At 74.3% G+C, this 16,001-nt stretch carries 19 protein-coding genes and 1 pseudogene; 6 read left to right on the top strand and 14 right to left on the bottom strand.

The genetic code is table 11. From position 1 onward, the window contains the following. Window position 1: 1 nt before the first annotated feature. Genes H4O22_RS07910 through dut form a run of 4 tightly spaced genes read right to left on the bottom strand, consistent with a single transcriptional unit; the run spans window position 2 to window position 2,293 of the window. A complete protein-coding gene (locus tag H4O22_RS07910) occupies window positions 2–739 on the bottom strand; it encodes a DUF3159 domain-containing protein (RefSeq protein ID WP_244963154.1) in 738 nt (245 codons plus the stop codon). Then, complete coding sequence (locus tag H4O22_RS07905) at window positions 736–1,098, bottom strand: OB-fold nucleic acid binding domain-containing protein (RefSeq protein ID WP_182526457.1); 363 nt, start codon at window positions 1,096–1,098, stop codon at window positions 736–738. Before H4O22_RS07905 ends, H4O22_RS07910 begins: the two co-directional genes overlap by 4 nt. Window positions 1,099–1,105: 7 nt before the next feature. After that, complete coding sequence (locus tag H4O22_RS07900; protein WP_182526456.1) at window positions 1,106–1,816, bottom strand: DUF3710 domain-containing protein; 711 nt, start codon at window positions 1,814–1,816, stop codon at window positions 1,106–1,108. A 24-nt stretch (window positions 1,817–1,840) separates the two neighbouring features. Continuing rightward, window positions 1,841–2,293: a dUTP diphosphatase gene (gene dut, locus H4O22_RS07895; protein WP_182526455.1), complete on the bottom strand. Its 453-nt coding sequence runs from the start codon at window positions 2,291–2,293 to the stop codon at window positions 1,841–1,843. 38 nt (window positions 2,294–2,331) lie between these two features. On the opposite strand from dut, the gene H4O22_RS07890 reads away from it, so the two are divergent. After that, window positions 2,332–2,805, top strand: coding sequence for a DUF3093 domain-containing protein (locus H4O22_RS07890; RefSeq protein WP_182526454.1), 474 nt, complete (start codon window positions 2,332–2,334; stop codon window positions 2,803–2,805). 9 nt (window positions 2,806–2,814) lie between these two features. Beyond that, entirely contained in the window at window positions 2,815–3,105 is a 291-nt protein-coding gene (locus H4O22_RS07885; protein ID WP_182526453.1) for a DUF4235 domain-containing protein, read from the top strand. Between the two features lie 92 nt (window positions 3,106–3,197). On the opposite strand, the gene H4O22_RS07880 is transcribed toward H4O22_RS07885, so the two are convergent. The 3 genes from H4O22_RS07880 to H4O22_RS07870 form a co-directional block, all read right to left on the bottom strand. Next, complete coding sequence (locus H4O22_RS07880) at window positions 3,198–3,488, bottom strand: DUF4193 domain-containing protein (protein WP_182526452.1); 291 nt, start codon at window positions 3,486–3,488, stop codon at window positions 3,198–3,200. A 127-nt stretch (window positions 3,489–3,615) separates the two neighbouring features. After that, entirely contained in the window at window positions 3,616–4,446 is an 831-nt protein-coding gene (locus H4O22_RS07875) for an inositol monophosphatase family protein (protein WP_182526451.1), read from the bottom strand. After that, window positions 4,443–5,537, bottom strand: coding sequence for a ferrochelatase (locus tag H4O22_RS07870; protein WP_182526450.1), 1,095 nt, complete (start codon window positions 5,535–5,537; stop codon window positions 4,443–4,445). Before H4O22_RS07870 ends, H4O22_RS07875 begins: the two co-directional genes overlap by 4 nt. 66 nt (window positions 5,538–5,603) lie before the next feature. On the opposite strand from H4O22_RS07870, the gene H4O22_RS07865 reads away from it, so the two are divergent. Beyond that, window positions 5,604–6,785 (top strand): MFS transporter, encoded by a 1,182-nt coding sequence (locus H4O22_RS07865; protein WP_182526449.1) that lies wholly within the window; start codon window positions 5,604–5,606, stop codon window positions 6,783–6,785. A 10-nt stretch (window positions 6,786–6,795) separates the two neighbouring features. Next, window positions 6,796–8,097 (top strand): D-arabinono-1,4-lactone oxidase, encoded by a 1,302-nt coding sequence (locus H4O22_RS07860; protein ID WP_182526448.1) that lies wholly within the window; start codon window positions 6,796–6,798, stop codon window positions 8,095–8,097. A 102-nt stretch (window positions 8,098–8,199) separates the two neighbouring features. Here H4O22_RS07860 and H4O22_RS07855 read toward each other — a convergent pair whose 3' ends face one another. From H4O22_RS07855 to H4O22_RS07845, 3 genes are all read right to left on the bottom strand, one after another. Beyond that, entirely contained in the window at window positions 8,200–9,045 is an 846-nt protein-coding gene (locus H4O22_RS07855) for an ABC transporter permease (RefSeq protein WP_182526447.1), read from the bottom strand. Further along, window positions 9,042–10,043, bottom strand: coding sequence for an ATP-binding cassette domain-containing protein (locus tag H4O22_RS07850; protein WP_182526446.1), 1,002 nt, complete (start codon window positions 10,041–10,043; stop codon window positions 9,042–9,044). Before H4O22_RS07850 ends, H4O22_RS07855 begins: the two co-directional genes overlap by 4 nt. Before the next feature lie 125 nt (window positions 10,044–10,168). Next, window positions 10,169–10,813 carry a trimeric intracellular cation channel family protein gene (locus H4O22_RS07845; RefSeq protein ID WP_182526445.1) on the bottom strand — a complete coding sequence of 215 codons (645 nt, stop codon included), beginning with the start codon at window positions 10,811–10,813 and terminating at the stop codon, window positions 10,169–10,171. A gap of 103 nt (window positions 10,814–10,916) precedes the next feature. Here H4O22_RS07845 and sepH point away from each other — a divergent pair, with 103 nt between their 5' ends. Continuing rightward, window positions 10,917–11,945 (top strand): septation protein SepH, encoded by a 1,029-nt coding sequence (gene sepH, locus H4O22_RS07840; RefSeq protein ID WP_182526444.1) that lies wholly within the window; start codon window positions 10,917–10,919, stop codon window positions 11,943–11,945. On the opposite strand, the gene H4O22_RS07835 is transcribed toward sepH, so the two are convergent. Continuing rightward, complete coding sequence (locus tag H4O22_RS07835) at window positions 11,946–12,782, bottom strand: sulfurtransferase (protein WP_182526443.1); 837 nt, start codon at window positions 12,780–12,782, stop codon at window positions 11,946–11,948. Window positions 12,783–12,832: 50 nt separating this feature from the next. Here H4O22_RS07835 and H4O22_RS07830 point away from each other — a divergent pair, with 50 nt between their 5' ends. Next, window positions 12,833–13,486: a thymidine kinase gene (locus tag H4O22_RS07830; protein ID WP_182526442.1), complete on the top strand. Its 654-nt coding sequence runs from the start codon at window positions 12,833–12,835 to the stop codon at window positions 13,484–13,486. A 202-nt stretch (window positions 13,487–13,688) separates the two neighbouring features. Here the strand turns inward: H4O22_RS07830 and H4O22_RS20875 are convergent. The 3 genes and pseudogenes from H4O22_RS20875 to H4O22_RS07815 form a co-directional block, all read right to left on the bottom strand. Next, window positions 13,689–13,895 (bottom strand): annotated as a pseudogene (locus tag H4O22_RS20875) (DapH/DapD/GlmU-related protein); the annotation flags it as partial. Window positions 13,896–14,283: 388 nt separating this feature from the next. Then, entirely contained in the window at window positions 14,284–15,405 is a 1,122-nt protein-coding gene (locus tag H4O22_RS07820) for an alkaline phosphatase family protein (protein WP_182526440.1), read from the bottom strand. A 10-nt stretch (window positions 15,406–15,415) separates the two neighbouring features. After that, the gene (locus tag H4O22_RS07815; protein ID WP_182526439.1) at window positions 15,416–16,000 is read right to left on the bottom strand and encodes a DUF5998 family protein; all 585 of its coding nucleotides are present in this window, start codon (window positions 15,998–16,000) and stop codon (window positions 15,416–15,418) included. Window position 16,001 lies beyond the last annotated feature (1 nt).

Genomic DNA, 16,001 nt, shown 5'->3' with positions numbered 1-16,001 from the left:
ATCAGCCGGCGGAGGTGCCCCGGTCGGCGTCGGACTCGATCGGCGTGGCGTCCCGCGCGAGCAGCCAGATCATCGCGCCCCAGGCGCCGATGCGGAGCGGCCAGCCCAGGCCGAGCCGCAGGATGCCGAGCAGCAGCACGGCGAGGTCGACGTCGATCACGTCGCTCCAGCCCAGCAGCCAGACCGGCCCCTGGAGCAGCACGCCGATCGCGCCCGGCAGGAGGAACAGCCAGGTGAGCCGGGTGCAGAGGTGGACGACCTGGCGGTCGCCGTGCCAGGCGGTCGGGTCGCCGGTGACGCTGCCGAGCATGAACCCGACGAACGGCCAGCCGACCAGGCAGGAGGTCGCCATCACGATCGTGTAGCCGAGGCTGATCAGGATGCCGGGCAGGAAGAACGCGAGGGCCTGGTCGGACTCGGACCCGCCGGACCCGGCCGCGATCCGCACGAACACCCAGCCGATGCCGATCGCGAAGAGGGCGTTGAAGACGTACTGGAGGGTGGTGCGCTGCACCAGCCGCGCGGCCAGCGCCAGCCCGGCCGCGACCAGGCTGACGACGAGGGCCACCTGGAGGTCCTTGGTGGTCAGCCACAGCAGCGTGAAGAGCAGGCCCGGGATCCCGGCCTCCACCATGCCGCGGCGGCCGCCGAGCGCGGTCGCCATCTGGGCCCGGACCATCGCCTCGACGGTCTCGGCGGTGACCGCCGCCGGGGTGGCCGGCCGCTCCGCGCCGCTCACGGCATCAGCTCGTAGCGCGGGTTGTAGAGCACCCGTACGCCGTCGTGGCGGCCGATCCGGCCCTGGACCTGGATCGAGCGGCCGGGTGCGATGCCGGCGATCCGGCGCCGGCCCAGCCAGACGAGGGTGAGGACGCCCGAGCCGTCGTACAGCTCCGCCTCGAGGGCCGGTACGCCGCCGCGCGGCCGCAGCGTGACCGTGCGCAGGGTGCCACGCAGCCGCACCTGCTCGCGGTCGGGCGCGCCCCCGATGGTGTTCGTGCCGGGCCCGGCGTAGGTCTTCTGGAGGTCACGCGCGTCCTGGTCGCTGCTGCTGGCCCACCGGCTGAGGCTGCGGCGCAGGCGCCCCCTGTCGGTCATCCCCGGCTCACGAGGACGGCGGACGCTCGGCCGCGGACTGCGCCTCGGCGGCGGGCTGGATGCGGCGGGCGTTCTCCGGCAGCACCACCGGCAGCGGCTCGCCGACCGGCATCGCGCCCGTGCCGCGGCGTACGGCGACGCTGCGGATCGCGTCGACCCACTCCTGGGGCAGCTCGTCCGCGAGCGCCGGGCGGCCCATCACCGAGGCGCGCAGCAGCCAGCGCTCGCCGTTGACGCCGATGACCCGGGACGGCTGGGTGGCGGTGCTCCCGTCGGGGCGGCGCACGGTCAGCTGGCAGGTCAGCTCGGGGCCGAAGACGCCCTCGCGCTCGGAGGCGACGCCGCCGCGCTGCGCCATGTCGGCGGCGATCTGGGGGCGCACCTCGGACCACAGGTCGCCGTGGCGGGGCGCGGCGAACGCGCGCAGCTCGACGGCACCGTCGGGGTTCGCGAGCAGCACCGCCTGGACGGCGCCGCTCTTCTCGTCGACCTGCAGCCGCAGCTCGAGGCCGGGCACCGGCGCGATCAGCAGCGAACCGAGGTCGACCCGGTCCACGCCGTCCTCGGGCAGCGCGTCGGCGTCGTAGGGGCCGTCCGTGGCCGCCTGCGCCGGGGCGCCGGGCTCGGTGGGGACGGCGGCCGCGGCGGTGCCGGCCGGATCGGCCTGCTCGACCGGCTGGTCGGCGTGCGGGGCGTCGGACTTGCGACGGAACTTCACGGGCTGCTGCTCCTCGGTGCGGTCTCAGGGACGGCCGAAGCCGCCGGTAGAACCGTAGCCCCCGGCGCCTCGCACCGATGCGGGGAGTTCGGTGACCTCCACGAACCGCGCCCGCTCGAACCGCTGGACGACCAGCTGCGCGATCCGGTCGCCGCGCTTGAGCTCGATCGGCTCGGCCGGGTCGTGGTTGACCAGCAGCACCTTGATCTCGCCGCGGTAGCCGGCGTCGATGGTGCCCGGGGTGTTCACGATCGACAGGCCGTGCCGGGCCGCCAGGCCGGACCGCGGGTGCACCAGCGCGACGTACCCGTCGGGCAGCGCGAGCGCGATCCCGGTCGGGACCAGCGCCCGCTCCCCCGGCTCGAGCCGCACGTCGACGGTCGTGAGCAGGTCGGCGCCGGCGTCGCCGGGATGGGCGTACGCCGGGGGCGGGAGGTCGGGGTCGAGACGGACGACCTGGACGTCGAGGGAGGGCACCCGCGGAGCGTACCGACGTCGGGTGGGACACTGGTGTCGTGTCGCAGTCCACTCCCGCGTACGACGAGCGCCTCGGCGTGCCGCTGCGCTGGTGGGTCCAGGGGTTCATGTTCACCGCCAGCCTCTGGCTCGCCGTGCTGGCCGCGCTGCCCGAGGTCGCCGCGTGGGCGGTCACCGCGGTCACCGGCGCCCTGGTGACCGCCGCCTTCCTCGCCTACGGGTCGGTGCGGATCACCGTCGCCGACGGCGTGCTGCGGGCCGGCCGCGCCCGGATCGAGGTGCGCCACCTCGGGACCGCCACGGCGCTCGACGCCGACGACACCCGCCGGACCGCGGGCCAGGAGGCCGACGCCCGCGCCTACCTGCTGCTGCGCCCCTACCTGAAGCGATCGGTGCGGGTGGAGATCACTGACCCCGCTGACCCCGCGCCATACTGGCTGCTGAGCACCCGGCACCCCGAGCGCCTCGCCGGCACCCTGGCCGCGCTGAATGAGGCCCCCACCGCTGGGTAATGTCCTGGCATGGCAAAGGACAGCTCAAAGGTCTGGACCGTGTTCTCGCTGGTGGCCGCGGTCGGTGCGGCCGCCCTCGCGAAGAAGGCGGCCGATGCGACCTGGCAGGTCACGACCGGCAAGAAGCCCCCGGAGAACCCGGCCGACCCCGACGTGGAGATCGGCGAGGCCGTGGCCTGGGCGGTGGTCAGCGGTGTGCTGGTCGGGCTCGCCCGGATGCTGGCCCAGCGCCGCGCGGCGTCGTACTACGCGCGCTCGACGGGGCACCTGCCGCCCGAGTTGCGCAAGGACGGCGAGTAGCCCCCAGCACACCGGACAGCACGCGGACATGACGAAGGCCGCGACCCCACCGGGGTCGCGGCCTTCGTGCGTCCGTGCGTTGTTCCCGCAGGTCAGGCGCAGTCGCGGCAGATCATCTTCTTGCTGTCCGCCAGCTGCGAGCGGTGGTGCACCAGGAAGCAGCTCATGCAGGTGAACTCGTCCTCCTGCTTGGGCTTCACCTCGACCGCCAGCTCCTCGTGGGACAGGTCCGCACCAGGGAGCTCAAAGGACTCAGCTGCCTCGGTCTCGTCCTCGTCGACCTTGCCGGAGTTCTTGTCGTGACGTCGCGCCTTGAGCTCTTCGATGCTCTCCTCGGACTGGTCTTCCTCGTTCTTGCGCGGTGCGTCGTAGTCCGTCGCCATAACGTCACTCACTCCCTTCGTCCGTCTTGCCCGATCCCGGCCACCCGGCGGCCAGATTGTGCACCATGTGGCCACCCGGGCGCACACCGGTCGAGCGTGCGACGCGTCAACGCCGCACGCCAGGGTCCTATTCCCCGTGCCGGTCCGCGAATCCGGCCCTCAGAACGGCCCCCCGGAACTCCTCGAACGCCGACGCCGGGGCGCACAGGAGCAGGCTCAGGCCGCCCGCCCCGGGGAGGAGCTCGGTGCGGGCTCCGGCGGCCCGGGCGATCAGTCCCCCCGCCGCGTGGTCCCAGAGGTTGACGCCCTCCTCGACGTACGCGTCCAGCGAGCCCTCGGCGACGTGGCACAGGTCCAGGGCGCACGAGCCGAGCCGGCGTACGTCGCGCACCCGCGGCAGCAGGTCGAGCAGCGCGGTGACCTGGACCCGGCGCACCTCGCGGTCGTAGGAGAACCCGGTGCCGACCAGCATCTTGTCGAGCGGCACGTCCGGGTTGGCCGCGATCCGCTCGCCGTCGCGGGTCGCGACCAGGACCCCGTCGGCCCGGCGGACGGCGAGGTACGTCGTGCCGGTCGCCGCATTGAGGACGACCCCCGTCACCACCTCGCCGTCGACCTCGGCCGCCACGGACACGGCGTACTGCGGGAGCCCGTAGAGGAAGTTCACGGTGCCGTCGATGGGGTCGATGATCCAGCGGACCCCGGAGGTGCCGGCCTCGTCGTCGCCCTCCTCCCCCAGGAACGCGTCGTCGGGACGCCGCTCGCGGATCGTCCGCCGGATCAGCTCCTCGCTGGCGCGGTCCGCCTCGGTCACCACGTCGACGTCGCTGGACTTGGTCGCCGCGACCGTGACGCCGCGGGTACGCCGGTCGCGCACCAGCTCGGCGGCCGCGCGGGCGGCGTGCAGCGCGAGGCCGGCGAGCTCCTCGGCGTCGGGCCGGCCGTCCGCGGTGCTCATCCGCCGCACAGGGCGGGGCGGTCGGCGCGCGGGTTGGGGCAGCACCCGACCGGGCACGCGTCCCACATCGGGCCGATCCTCCCGAGGGACGCCCGGGCCACCGGCTCGCCGCGCTCGACGGCGGCGCGCTCGAGGAGCAGGTCGCGCACCGCGACGACGAACCGCGGGTCGGTGCCGGCGGTCGCGGAGCGCCGGGCCGGCAGCCCGAGCTCCGCGGCGGTCTCCATCGCCTCGGTGTCGAGGTCGTAGACCACCTCCATGTGGTCGGAGACGAACCCGACCGGCACCATCACGACGGCGGGGACCCCGGCCGCGTGCAGGTCGGCGAGGTGGTCGTTGACGTCCGGCTCGAGCCACGGGACGTGCGGGGCGCCGGAGCGCGAGCAGTAGACCAGTGCGTGGGGGTGCCGGCGCCCGGTCTCCTCGGCGACCCGGCCGGCGACCACCTCGGCGACGTCGAGGTGCTGCGCGACGTACGCGCCGCCCTCGGGCCCGGAGGTGTCGGCCATCGCGGTCGGGATGGAGTGGGTGACGAACGCGAGGTGCGCGCCGTCGCGGACCTCCTCGGGGAGGTCGGCCAGGGCCGCCAGCACGCCGTCGACGACGGGCTCCACGAAGCCGGGGTGGTTGAAGTAGTGCCGCAGCTTGTCCAGCCGGGGCGCCGCGTCCGGGCCGCCCGGCACGGCCGCGACGGCGTCGTAGAGGTTCTCGCGGTACTGCCGGCAGCTGGACCACGAGGAGTAGGCGCTGGTCACGAAGCACGCCGCGCGGGTAATCCCGTCCGCGGTCATCTGCGCGATCGTCTCGGTCAGGTAGGGGTCCCAGTTGCGGTTGCCCCAGTAGACCGGGAGGTCGATGCCGGCCTCCGCGAGGTCCGCCCGCAGCGCGGCGAGGAAGTCGCGGTTCTGGTCGTTGATCGGCGACCGGCCGCCGAAGAGGTGGTAGTGCTTGCCGACCTCCTCGAGCCGCTCGCGGGGGATCCCGCGGCCGCGCGTGACGTTCTCGAGGAACGGCACGACGTCCTCGGGGGCCTCGGGGCCACCGAAGGAGACCAGCAGCAGGGCGTCGTACGGCGAAGCGTCGGGGACCATGTCGCCACTGTAGGGAGGGGTGTGAATTGGGTGCCGGGCCCTCCCGGGCTCTACCTTTCCGGTGCCATGTCCGTGCTCACCTCCTACCGCCGGGTGCTCGCCCATCCCGGGGCGGCCCGGTTCAGCGTGACCGGGCTCTTCGCGCGGCTGCCGATCTCGATGGTGGGTCTCGGCATCGTCCTGCTGGTCGAGGCGTCCACGGGCTCCTACGGCACGGCCGGCGCGGTCTCCGCGGCGTACATGGTCTCCAACGCGGTGCTCGCGATCGTCCAGGGACGGCTCCTGGACCGCCTGGGCCAGGGCCCGGTGCTGGCCGCCTGCACCGCGGTGTTCGGCGTCGCGCTCGCGCTGCTGGTCACCTCCGTGCAGGCCGACTGGCCGATCCTCTCGACGTACGCCCTGGCGGCGGCCGCCGGCGGCACGCTCCCCCAGGTCGGCTCCGCCGTGCGCGCCCGCTGGTCCCACGTGCTGTCGGTGCCCGACGAGCTGCAGACGGCGTTCGCGCTCGAGGCGGTCGTCGACGAGGCCGTCTTCATCCTGGGGCCGATCCTGGTCACGCTGCTGGCGACCGCCGTGCACCCGGTCGCCGGGCTCGGCGTCGCCCTGGTCGCCGGCGTGCTCGGGGGTCTCGGGTTCGCCGCCCAGCGGTCCACGCAGCCGCCCGTGCACCGGCACGACGGGGAGTCCGGTCCGCGTCCGGGCCTGCCGTGGCGCACCATCGTCCCGCTCGCGGTGGTGTCGGCCGCGCTCGGCACGCTGTTCGGCGGCGCCGAGGTCGCCACCGTGGCGTTCGCCGAGGAGCAGGGCCACCAGGCCTGGGCGGGGGGCCTGCTCGCGCTCTGGGCGTGCGGCAGCCTGGTGGCCGGCGTCGTCGTCGGCGCCATCGCCTGGCGGCGCGGACCGACGGTCCGGGTGCGCTGGGGCGCCCTCGCGATGGCGTGCGCGATGGTGCCGCTGCCGTTCATCGGCACGCTGCCGGTGATGGGGCTGACGCTCCTGGTCGCCGGTCTCGCGATCGCCCCCACCCTGGTCGCCACCATGTCGCTCACCGAGCGGACCGCGCCCCGCGGCCGGCTCACCGAGGCGATGTCGATCATGCAGACCGGGCTGGTCGCGGGCGTCGCCCCGGGCGCCACCTTCGCCGGCATGGTGGTCGACGCCGAGGGCGCGTCGGCGGCGTACCTCGTCTCGCTCGGCGCCGGCGTGGTCGCCGCGCTGGCCGCGCAGCTGCTCCCCCGCCGCGACTAGGGTCGCCGGCGTGGAGTGGAGCAACTGGTCGGGCCTCGCGAGCGCCCGTCCCGCCCGGACCGTCGTCCCGAGCTCGACCGAGCAGGTCGTGGCCGAGGTGCAGCGCGCCCGGGAGGACGGCACGACCGTGAAGATGGTCGGCACCGGCCACAGCTTCACCGCCATCTCCGCGCCGGAGCACACGATGCTGCGCCCCCAGGGGCTGAGCGGAGTGGTCGGGGTCGACCGCGCCGCGATGACCGTCACCGCGCTGGCCGGCACCCGCCTGGCCGACCTCAACACGGCGCTGGAGCGGCTCGGCCTGTCGCTGCACAACATGGGCGACATCGCCGAGCAGACCCTCGCGGGCGCGGTCTCGACGGGCACGCACGGCAGCGGCGGCGTCGCGGCCGGGCTCGCGGCGCAGCTGGCCGGGCTCGAGCTCGTCACCGGCACCGGCGAGGTGCTGCGGGCGAGCGAGACCGAGAACCCCGACGTCTTCGCCGTCGCCCGGGTCGGCCTCGGCGCGCTGGGCGTGCTCACCACCCTGACCTTCCGGGTCGAGCCGCTGTTCGTGCTCGAGGCGCACGAGCAGCCGATGTCCTGGGACGCGGCGCTGGCCTCCTTCGACGAGATGGTCGCGACCAGCCACCACGTCGACATGTACTGGTTCCCGCACACCGACCGGATGTCGGTGAAGCGCAACGACCGGCTCGACGTCCCGCTCGCCGAGGCCGAGCCGCTCTCCCGCGCCCGGGCCTGGTTCGACGACGACTTCCTGCAGAACACCGCGTTCGGCGCGGTCACCGCCGTGCTGAACCGGGTGCCGTCGGCCATCCCCCGGGTCAACCGCCTGAACGCCCGGCTGCTCGGGTCCCGGACCTACAGCGACGTCCCGCACCGGGTCTTCACCGCCCGGCGCGACGTGGTCTTCCGCGAGATGGAGTACGCCGTCCCGCGCGCGGCCGGCCTGCCCGCGCTGCGCGAGGCGCGCGCCGCCCTGGACGCCAGCGGGCTGCGGGTCAGCTTCCCCGTCGAGATCCGCACCGCCCCCGCCGACGACGTCGCGCTGTCGACGGCGTCCGGGCGCGACTCGTGCTACCTGGCGTTCCACACCCACCGCGACGCCGACCACCGGGCGTACTTCGACCTGCTCGAGCCGATCCTCCGCGCGCACGAGGGTCGGCCGCACTGGGGCAAGCTGCACACCCGCAGCGCGGCCGACCTCGCCCCGGCGTACCCCCGCTTCGGGGAATTCCTCGCGGTCCGCGACCGGCTGGACCCCGACCGGGTGTTCGCCAACGACTACCTGCGCCGGGTCCTCGGGGACTGACCCTCATCGGTCTCGTAGCGAGCGCCTGGCCCCGCTCGTTGGTCGAGTAGCGAGCGCCAGCGAGCGTATCGAGACCTGGTCAGGGTCTCGACACGTCGGTCGCTAGCTCTTGGTGTTGTAGAGCCGCAGCGCGATCGGCGCGAACACGGCGGTGATCGCCGCGGAGAGCACCAGCACGACCAGGATGTCTCCGCTGTCGGGGACGTCGTCCATCAGCCCGCGCGCCGCCTCGCAGAGCAGCGTGACCGGGTTGATGTCGACGAAGACCTGCAGCCAGCCGGGCATGGTGTCCGGCGGGGCGAAGACCGAGCTGATGAAGGTCAGCGGGAAGAGCACCATCATCGAGGTGCCCATCACGGCGTTGGGACTGCGGACCTTGAGGCCCACGATCAGCCACAGCCAGCTCAGCGAGAAGCAGAAGACCAGCAGCAGGAGCACGGCCAGCAGCACGCCGACGATCCCGCCCGGCGCGCGGTAGCCGATCAGCACGCCGACGACGAGCACCATGAACGACGCGAGGCCGTAGCGCAGCGTGTCGCCGAGCAGCGCGCCGACGAGCAGCGACGCCCGCCACACCGGCAGCGACCGGAACCGGTCGAAGACGCCCTTGTCGATGTCGGTGTTGATGGTCAGCCCGGTGTACATCGTGATGAAGACGACCGTCTGGGTGAGGATGCCGGGCAGGGCGTACTGGAGGTAGTCCTGGGTCGAGCCCGAGATCGCCCCGCCGAAGACGAACGTGAACATCAGCGTGAACAGGATCGGGAACATCGTCACGTCGAAGAGCTGCTCGGGGACGTGCTTGATCTTCAGCAGCGCCCGCCACCCGAAGGTGACCGAGGAGCTCACCGCGCCGGCGCGCGGCGGACGCTCGGCGGACCCGAGGGCCGCGATCACGCTGGCGTCGAGCGCCGGCGCCGCAGCGCGGGGTGTCGTGTCGGTGCTCATGCCGGGACCTCCTGGGCCTGGTCGTCGTGCTGGCGGGGCGCGGACTCCTCGGCCGGCTTGCCGGTGAGCGCGAGGAAGACCTCGTCGAGGCTGGGCTGGCCCAGGCTGTACTCGCTGATCCGCAGGCCGTGCTCGCCCACCCGGTGCAGCGCGGCGGCCACGATCGTCGGGTTCTCGACCCGCAGGCTGAGCGCGGCGACGTCGGACTCCAGGACCGGCTCGGTGCCGAGCGACTCCGCGAGCAGCCGGGCGACCTCGGCACGGTCGGCCGGGCGGAGCACCCGGACGTGCACGGCGCCGGAGCCGACCGACGCCTTCAGCTCGCCGCTGGTGCCCTCGGCGATCACCCGGCCGTGGTCGATGACCGCGATCCGGTCGGCGAGCTGGTCGGCCTCCTCGAGGTACTGCGTGGTCAGGAGGATGGTGGTGCCGGCGCCGACGAGACCGCGCACGATCTCCCACACCTGGTTGCGGCTGCGCGGGTCCAGGCCAGTGGTGGGCTCGTCGAGGAACATCAGGTCGGGGCGCACCACGATCGAGCCGGCGATGTCGAGGCGCCGGCGCATGCCGCCGGAGTAGGCCTTGACCTGCTTGCGCGCCGAGGCGGCCAGGTCGAAGGCCTCGAGCAGCTCGGTCGCCCGGCTCCTCGCCGCGGACCGCGGGTAGCCGTACAGCCGCGCGAGGAGCGTGAGGTTCTCCAGGCCGGTGAGGTCCTCGTCGAGCGAGGCGAACTGACCGGTCATCGCGACCCGCGCCCGCACGTCGGCCGCCTCCCGCACCACGTCGTGGCCGAGCACCGTGGCCGTGCCGCCGTCGGGCACCAGCAGGGTCGCCAGCATCTTGATGACGGTGGTCTTGCCGGCCCCGTTGGGCCCCAGCACGCCGTACACCCCGCCGGCGCGGATCGCCAGGTCGACGCCGTCGACGGCGCGGTTGTCGCCGAAGACCTTCACCAGGCCGTGGGTCTCGATCGCCAGGTCGTGCCGGTCGTCGCTCATGCCCCCCATGCTGGCACCGCCCGCCGACAGTTCGCACCACAGTTCTTGCGCATCTGGTCCATGCGGGGGCAGACCACCACCGATCCCCGGAATCATCGGGCTCCGCGCCCGCCGCCCGGGGGACCTCAGACGCTGGCCGGACCCCGGGGCATCGGCGCCTGCCAGTCGCGCCACACCGCGAGCAGCCGCCAGACCAGGCAGACCGCGGCGCCGGCGACGGCGACCAGGGAGCCGGGCAGGTCGGCGCGGGTGCCGACCACCGCGACGGCCGCGCCGGCGAGCGCGGGCGTCGCGTACAGCTCGCCGCGGAAGACCACCGGCACCCGCCCCGCGAGCAGGTCGCGGGCGATGCCGCCCCCGATGCCGGTGACCATGCCCATCAACGCCGCGGGCAGCGGGCCGAGCCCGTAGTCGAGCGCCTTGAGCGCGCCGGCGACGCAGAAGAGGCTGAGGCCGAAGGCGTCGAAGATGTTGATGGTGGGCTCCATCCGGCCCAGGGCGGGGTGGAAGACGAACGCGACCAGCCCGGCGGCGACCGGCACCAGGAGGTAGCGCCAGTCCGCGAGCGCGGCCGGCGGCACGGCACCGATCAGCACGTCGCGCAGGAAGCCGCCGCCGAGGCCCGTCGTACCGCCCAGCACGACGAGGCCGAAGACGTCGTACCCCTTGCGGACCCCGACCAGCGCGCCGGAGATGGCGAAGACGAAGATGCCGAGGAGGTCCAGGACGACGAGGGTCGTGCTGGGCTCCCTGAACGGGTCGGTCGGCACGCTCCGAGGTTACCGACCCACGCTCACCCGCTGGCGTAGGCTCGGCCCACCGAAGACGGCGTCGACCGACGTCGGCAGGACCCAGGCAGGAGCAGACCCAGCAATGGCGCACCTCACCCTCGCGGGAGTCAGCGAGGACGGGAAGCGCCTGCTGCTGGTCGACGAGACCGGGGTCCGTCACACCGTCGACATCGATGCCCGGCTCCGGGCGGCCCTCCGGGGCGACACCGCACGACTCGGCCAGTTGGAGATACAGATGGACAGCACCCTTCGTCCCCGTGACATCCAGGCCCGGATCCGTGCCGGGGAGTCGCCCGAGTCGGTGGCCCAGGCGGCCACGACAACGGTCGAGAAGATCATGCCGTTCGCCGGCCCGGTCCTCGCCGAGCGCCAGCACGTCGCCGACCGCGCGCAGCGCTCGTCGGTACGCCGGCGGTCCGGTGGCGACGCCGCCGGCGCCCGCACCCTCGGTGACGCGGTCGCGGCCCGGCTCCGGCCGGCGCACGTCGACCCCTCCTCGGTCGAGTGGGACGCCTGGCGCCTCGAGCCCGGCCGCTGGGCCCTGATCGGGACCTTCGAGACCCCGACCCGCGCCGGCACCGGCCACTTCACCTTCGACCTCCCCGGCAACTACGTCGTCCTCGACGACGAGGACGCCCGCTGGCTGGTCGGCGACCTCGCCGACGCGCCGCCGGAGGCCCCGGCCGAGCCGCACGACGACCTCGAGCGCGCCCGTCGCAGGCGCCAGACCGGCGGGACGCCGGCCGACGAGCTGCCGCTCGGCGACGACGCCATCGAGCTGGTGACGGGCGAGGCGCCCGCCGCGCCGGTGGAGGCGTTCCTCGAGGAGCGGCCGGGCCTCGACGAGAGCGACCTGGCGGCGGAGGCCGCCGACGCCGCCGCGCTGGACACCGACCCCCGTGCGACCACGGAGCCCGCCACGGAGCCCGCCACGGAGCCCGCCACGGAGCCGGAGGCGGAGCCCGAGCCCGCTCCCGAGCCCGCGACGGCCGAGGCCGCCCGCGCCGACGCCGACGAACCGCCGTCGCGCCGCTCGGTCCGCAAGCGCGGCGGACGCGCGTCGGTGCCGAGCTGGGACGAGATCATGTTCGGCGGCGGCAAGCAGGAGTGATCAGGCCGGGGTAGGTCCGGTCTCGACCGGCCGGGACGGGTCGGCGACCCACTCGCTCCAGCTGCCGGGGTAGAGCGCCGCGCGGATGCCGGCGACCTCCAGCCCCAGGACGTCGTGGGTGGCGGTCACGCCGGACCCGCAGTAGACGGCGGTCTCCTGCTCGCCGGTGACCCCCTCCGCGGCGTACAGCGCCCGCAGCTGGTCGGGGCTGCGGAACCGGCCGTCCGCGCCCAGGTTGGTCGTCGTCGGCACGTTGACCGCCCCCGGGACGTGGCCGGCCACCGGGTCGACCGGCTCGGTCTCCCCGCGGAAGCGCTCCGGCGCCCGCGCGTCCACCAGGACCGGGACGTCGAGCACCTGCTCGGGGCCCACCACGGGCAGCACGCCCGGTCCCGGGCGGAAGTCGCCCTCCCCGGTCGAGTCGGTCGGCGCGGCGGGCTCGCCGGTCTCGACCGCTCCCCCGTCGGCCACCCACGCCGGCCACCCGCCGTCCAGCACGCGTACGTCGGGATGCCCGTGGTGGCGCAGCAGCCACCAGGCCCGTCCCGCGGCGCGGCCGCCCCAGGCGTCGTACACCACGACCGGGCGGTCGGCCCGGACGCCGGCCCCGCGCATCGCGGCGCCGAACGCCTCGGGGTCCGGCAGCGGGTGCCGCCCGCGCTCCCCCGGCTCGCCGGCCAGGTCGGTCTCGAGGTCGACGTACGCCGCGCCGGGCACGTGCCCCGCGGCGTACGACGCCCGGCCGGGCGGTCCGCCCATCTCGTAGCGCACGTCCAGGACGGTGACCGAGCCGAGCCGGTCGCGCAGCTCCGCGGTCGAGACGAGGGGTCGGTTCATGGGGCCCATCCTGCCCCCGGCCGCCGGACCCGGCGTGGGAGGATCCCCGGGTGGCGGAACTGCACTTCTTCACGGGCACCATGGACTCCGGCAAGAGCACCCTGGCGCTCCAGACCAACCACAACCACGCCGCCCGCGGCCGCGTGGGGCGGATCTTCGTGACCCAGGACCGCGCGGGGACCGCCGTGCTCTCCAGCCGCCTCGGGCTGACCCACGAGGCGCTGGAGGTCGACGGGACCTTCGACTTCTGGCAGTACGTCGTGCGCACGCTGACCCAGGGCGGGCGGATCGACTACCTGATCTGCGACGAGGCGCAGTTCTACACCCGCGACCAGGTCGACCAGCTCGCCAAGGTCGTCGACGAGCTGCAGATCGACGTCTTCGCCTTCGGCATCCTCACCGACTTCCGCACCGCCCTCTTCGAGGGCAGCCAGCGGCTGGTCGAGATCGCCGACCGGATGAACGTGCTCCAGGTCGAGGCGCTGTGCTGGTGCGGCAAGCGGGCCACCCACAACGCCCGCACCGAGGACGGCGTGATGGTCGTCGAGGGCGAGGTCATCGTCGTCGGCGACGTCGAGGCGGACGGCGGACCGCCCGCCGAGGTGGCCTACGAGGTCCTCTGCCGCCAGCACCACCGCCGGCGGCTCACCGCCGCGCGCGCCAAGGCCGTCTCCCTGGCCCCCGAGCCGCTGCCGTTCGGCTGACCGCGGCGTCGCTCCGCGCGGCAGACCCGGCAGGCTCGATGGGCTCGGACGAGGCGGGAGCCTCCGCAGGCTCGGCCGGCAGCACCACCGTCGCCGGAGCGACATGAGGCTCCATGCCCGCCGCGATACGCCGGCGGATCTCGGCGCAGGCGGCGCGCGGGTCGGGGAACGGCACCCCGGCCAGCTGGTTCGGGGAGAAGCGCCACCACTGCAGCTCCAGGAGCTCGGCGATCAGGTCGTCGTCGAAGCGAGGCCTCAGGACCCGCGCGGGGACCCCGCCCACGAGCGTGTACGGGGCCACGTCGCGGGTCACGACCGCTCCGGCCGCGACGACCGCGCCGTCGCCGATCGTCACGCCCCGCATGATCGTCACGCCGGCGCCGATCCACACGTCGTTGCCGATCCGGGCCGGGCCGCGCACGAAGGAGCCCTGGGACGCGTCGGCGGGAGCCACCGCCTGCGCCGACTCAGCCGAGGGGTGCCAGGCGAACTTCGCGTGGTCGTACTGGAAGGCCGACGTGCTCAGCCAGTCGACCGGGTGGTCGGCCTCCCCGATCCGCACGTCGCGCGCGATCGAGCAGTAGCGTCCGATCGAGGAACAGGAGTCGATCAGCCCTCCGACGAGATAGGTCCAGGCGCCGATCCGCAGCGGTCCGGCGCTGACCGTCTCCCCCATGAACCAGACCGGCGGCTCGACCTCCACCCGGGAGACGCGCTTGTGACGCAGCTGCCGTCGGCCGCGGATCTGCCGGGACTCGCCGCTCATGGGCGTGATGCTCGCACAGGAGCGCTGAGGCTCAGTCCACCAGCACCGGGATGAGCATCTCGTCGGGCGTCAGCGACCCGTGCAGGCCGACGAGCGTGGTCTCGTAGCCGAAGTCGACGCTGGAGAAGACGCCGTGGTCGCCGCGGCTCGCGACGAGCACGTCGCCGAGGCGCGGCAGCACCGAGGGCCGCACGGCGCCGAACCAGCCGCGGGCGATCGCGGCGTCGCGCGTCATCACCTCGGCGCGCTCGCCCAGCACCTGGGCCCAGGTGGCGGCGACGTCGTCGACGGCGCCGCGCTGGCAGTACAGGTGGCGGAACCGGGCCTCGCCGCCGAGCAGCATCACCCCGTCGCGCAGCTCGAGCTGCTCGTCGACATCGACGCGGTGCTCCGGCGGGGAGTCGACCATGCCGTGGTCGGCGACCACGACGAGCCGGGTCTCGGGCGGCAGCGCCTCGCGCAGCTGCTCGGCCTCGGCGTCGATGATCGCGAGCTGCTGGAGCCACTGGCTGGAGGAGACGCCGTAGCGGTGCCCGGTCCAGTCGAGGTCGCCCTCGTAGAGGTAGGTGAGGGATGGCCGCCCCGCCGAGGCGGCCAGCGCCGCCGCGATCCGCTCGCCGACCCGGTCGGCGTCGACGTACTCGCCGCCGCGGTGCGCCGCGACGGTGAGCCCGCTGCCGCGGAACTCCCGCTTGTTCACCACGGTCACCGAGACCCCGGCCTGCTGCAGGCGCGCGAACGCCGTGGGGTGCGGCTGCCACTCCAGCGGGTCGACGTCCTTGCTCCAGAAGAGCGCGTTGAGCAGCTTCTCGGTGCCGGGGATCCGCGAGGTGAAGCCGACCAGGCCGTGCGCCCCCGGGACCAGGCCGGTGCCGAGCGAGGTCAGGCTGGTCGCGGTCGTCGACGGCACGCCGGCGGTGCCGGGCACCGAACCCTCCAGCAGCCCGGAGAGGTACGGCGCGGCGTGCGCGTAGCGGCGCAGCAGGTTGGCCCCCAGGCCGTCGACGAGGAACACGACGTACGACGGGCCGGGCGGGAGCGTCAGGTCGGTGGGCGGCTCCGGGTCCAGGGGTACGCCGAGGGCCGCCGCGACCGCGGGGACCACGTCGCCGAGCGACCGCGCGCCGTACGCCGGCTGCAGGAAGTCGTCCACCGGCGGGACGTCAGCCCGCGTGGGTGCGGGAGGAGAGCGACTCGGCGAAGGCGAGCAGCCCGGTGACCGCGTCGGCGCCGTCGGCCGCCGCCGAGACGCGCAGCGAGAAGTCGTCGGAGGCGAGCACGCCGGTGTAGCCGTGGTCGGCGTCGCACTCGGGGTCGCTGCAGCCCGCGGGCTCGAGGTCGACGCGGCTCACGCCGCCCCAGCCGATCGTCATGACCGCCTCGGCGGGCGAGGACGGTCCGGACGTCGGGTTGGCGATCATCCGGGTGACGACCACGGACTTCACCGCGTCCAGCCGGACCGCCTCGGTCGAGGTCGAGGTGTAGGGCTCGGGCAGCAGGTCGTCGCCGGCGTGCTCGTCGGTGTGCGCGAGGATCAGCCGGGTCGGGGTCAGCACCACGACGCTGAGGTGGCGGCGCACCTCGTCGCGCTCGAAGGTCGGTTCGTGGTGGACGTAGTAGGAGACAACCTGCTCCCCTGCGACTGCCGCCTCGACGCCGTCGGCGACCACCTCGGGGTAGTAACCAGAGCGGTCGATGGCCTCCCGGAGCTCCCGGGTGCGGTCTCGGTCGTCGGTCCTGCTGCGCATG

This window comes from Nocardioides dongkuii (genome assembly GCF_014127485.1).
Taxonomy (GTDB): Bacteria; Actinomycetota; Actinomycetes; order Propionibacteriales; family Nocardioidaceae; genus Nocardioides; species Nocardioides dongkuii.
This window is presented reverse-complemented; position numbering and strand designations above follow the sequence as displayed.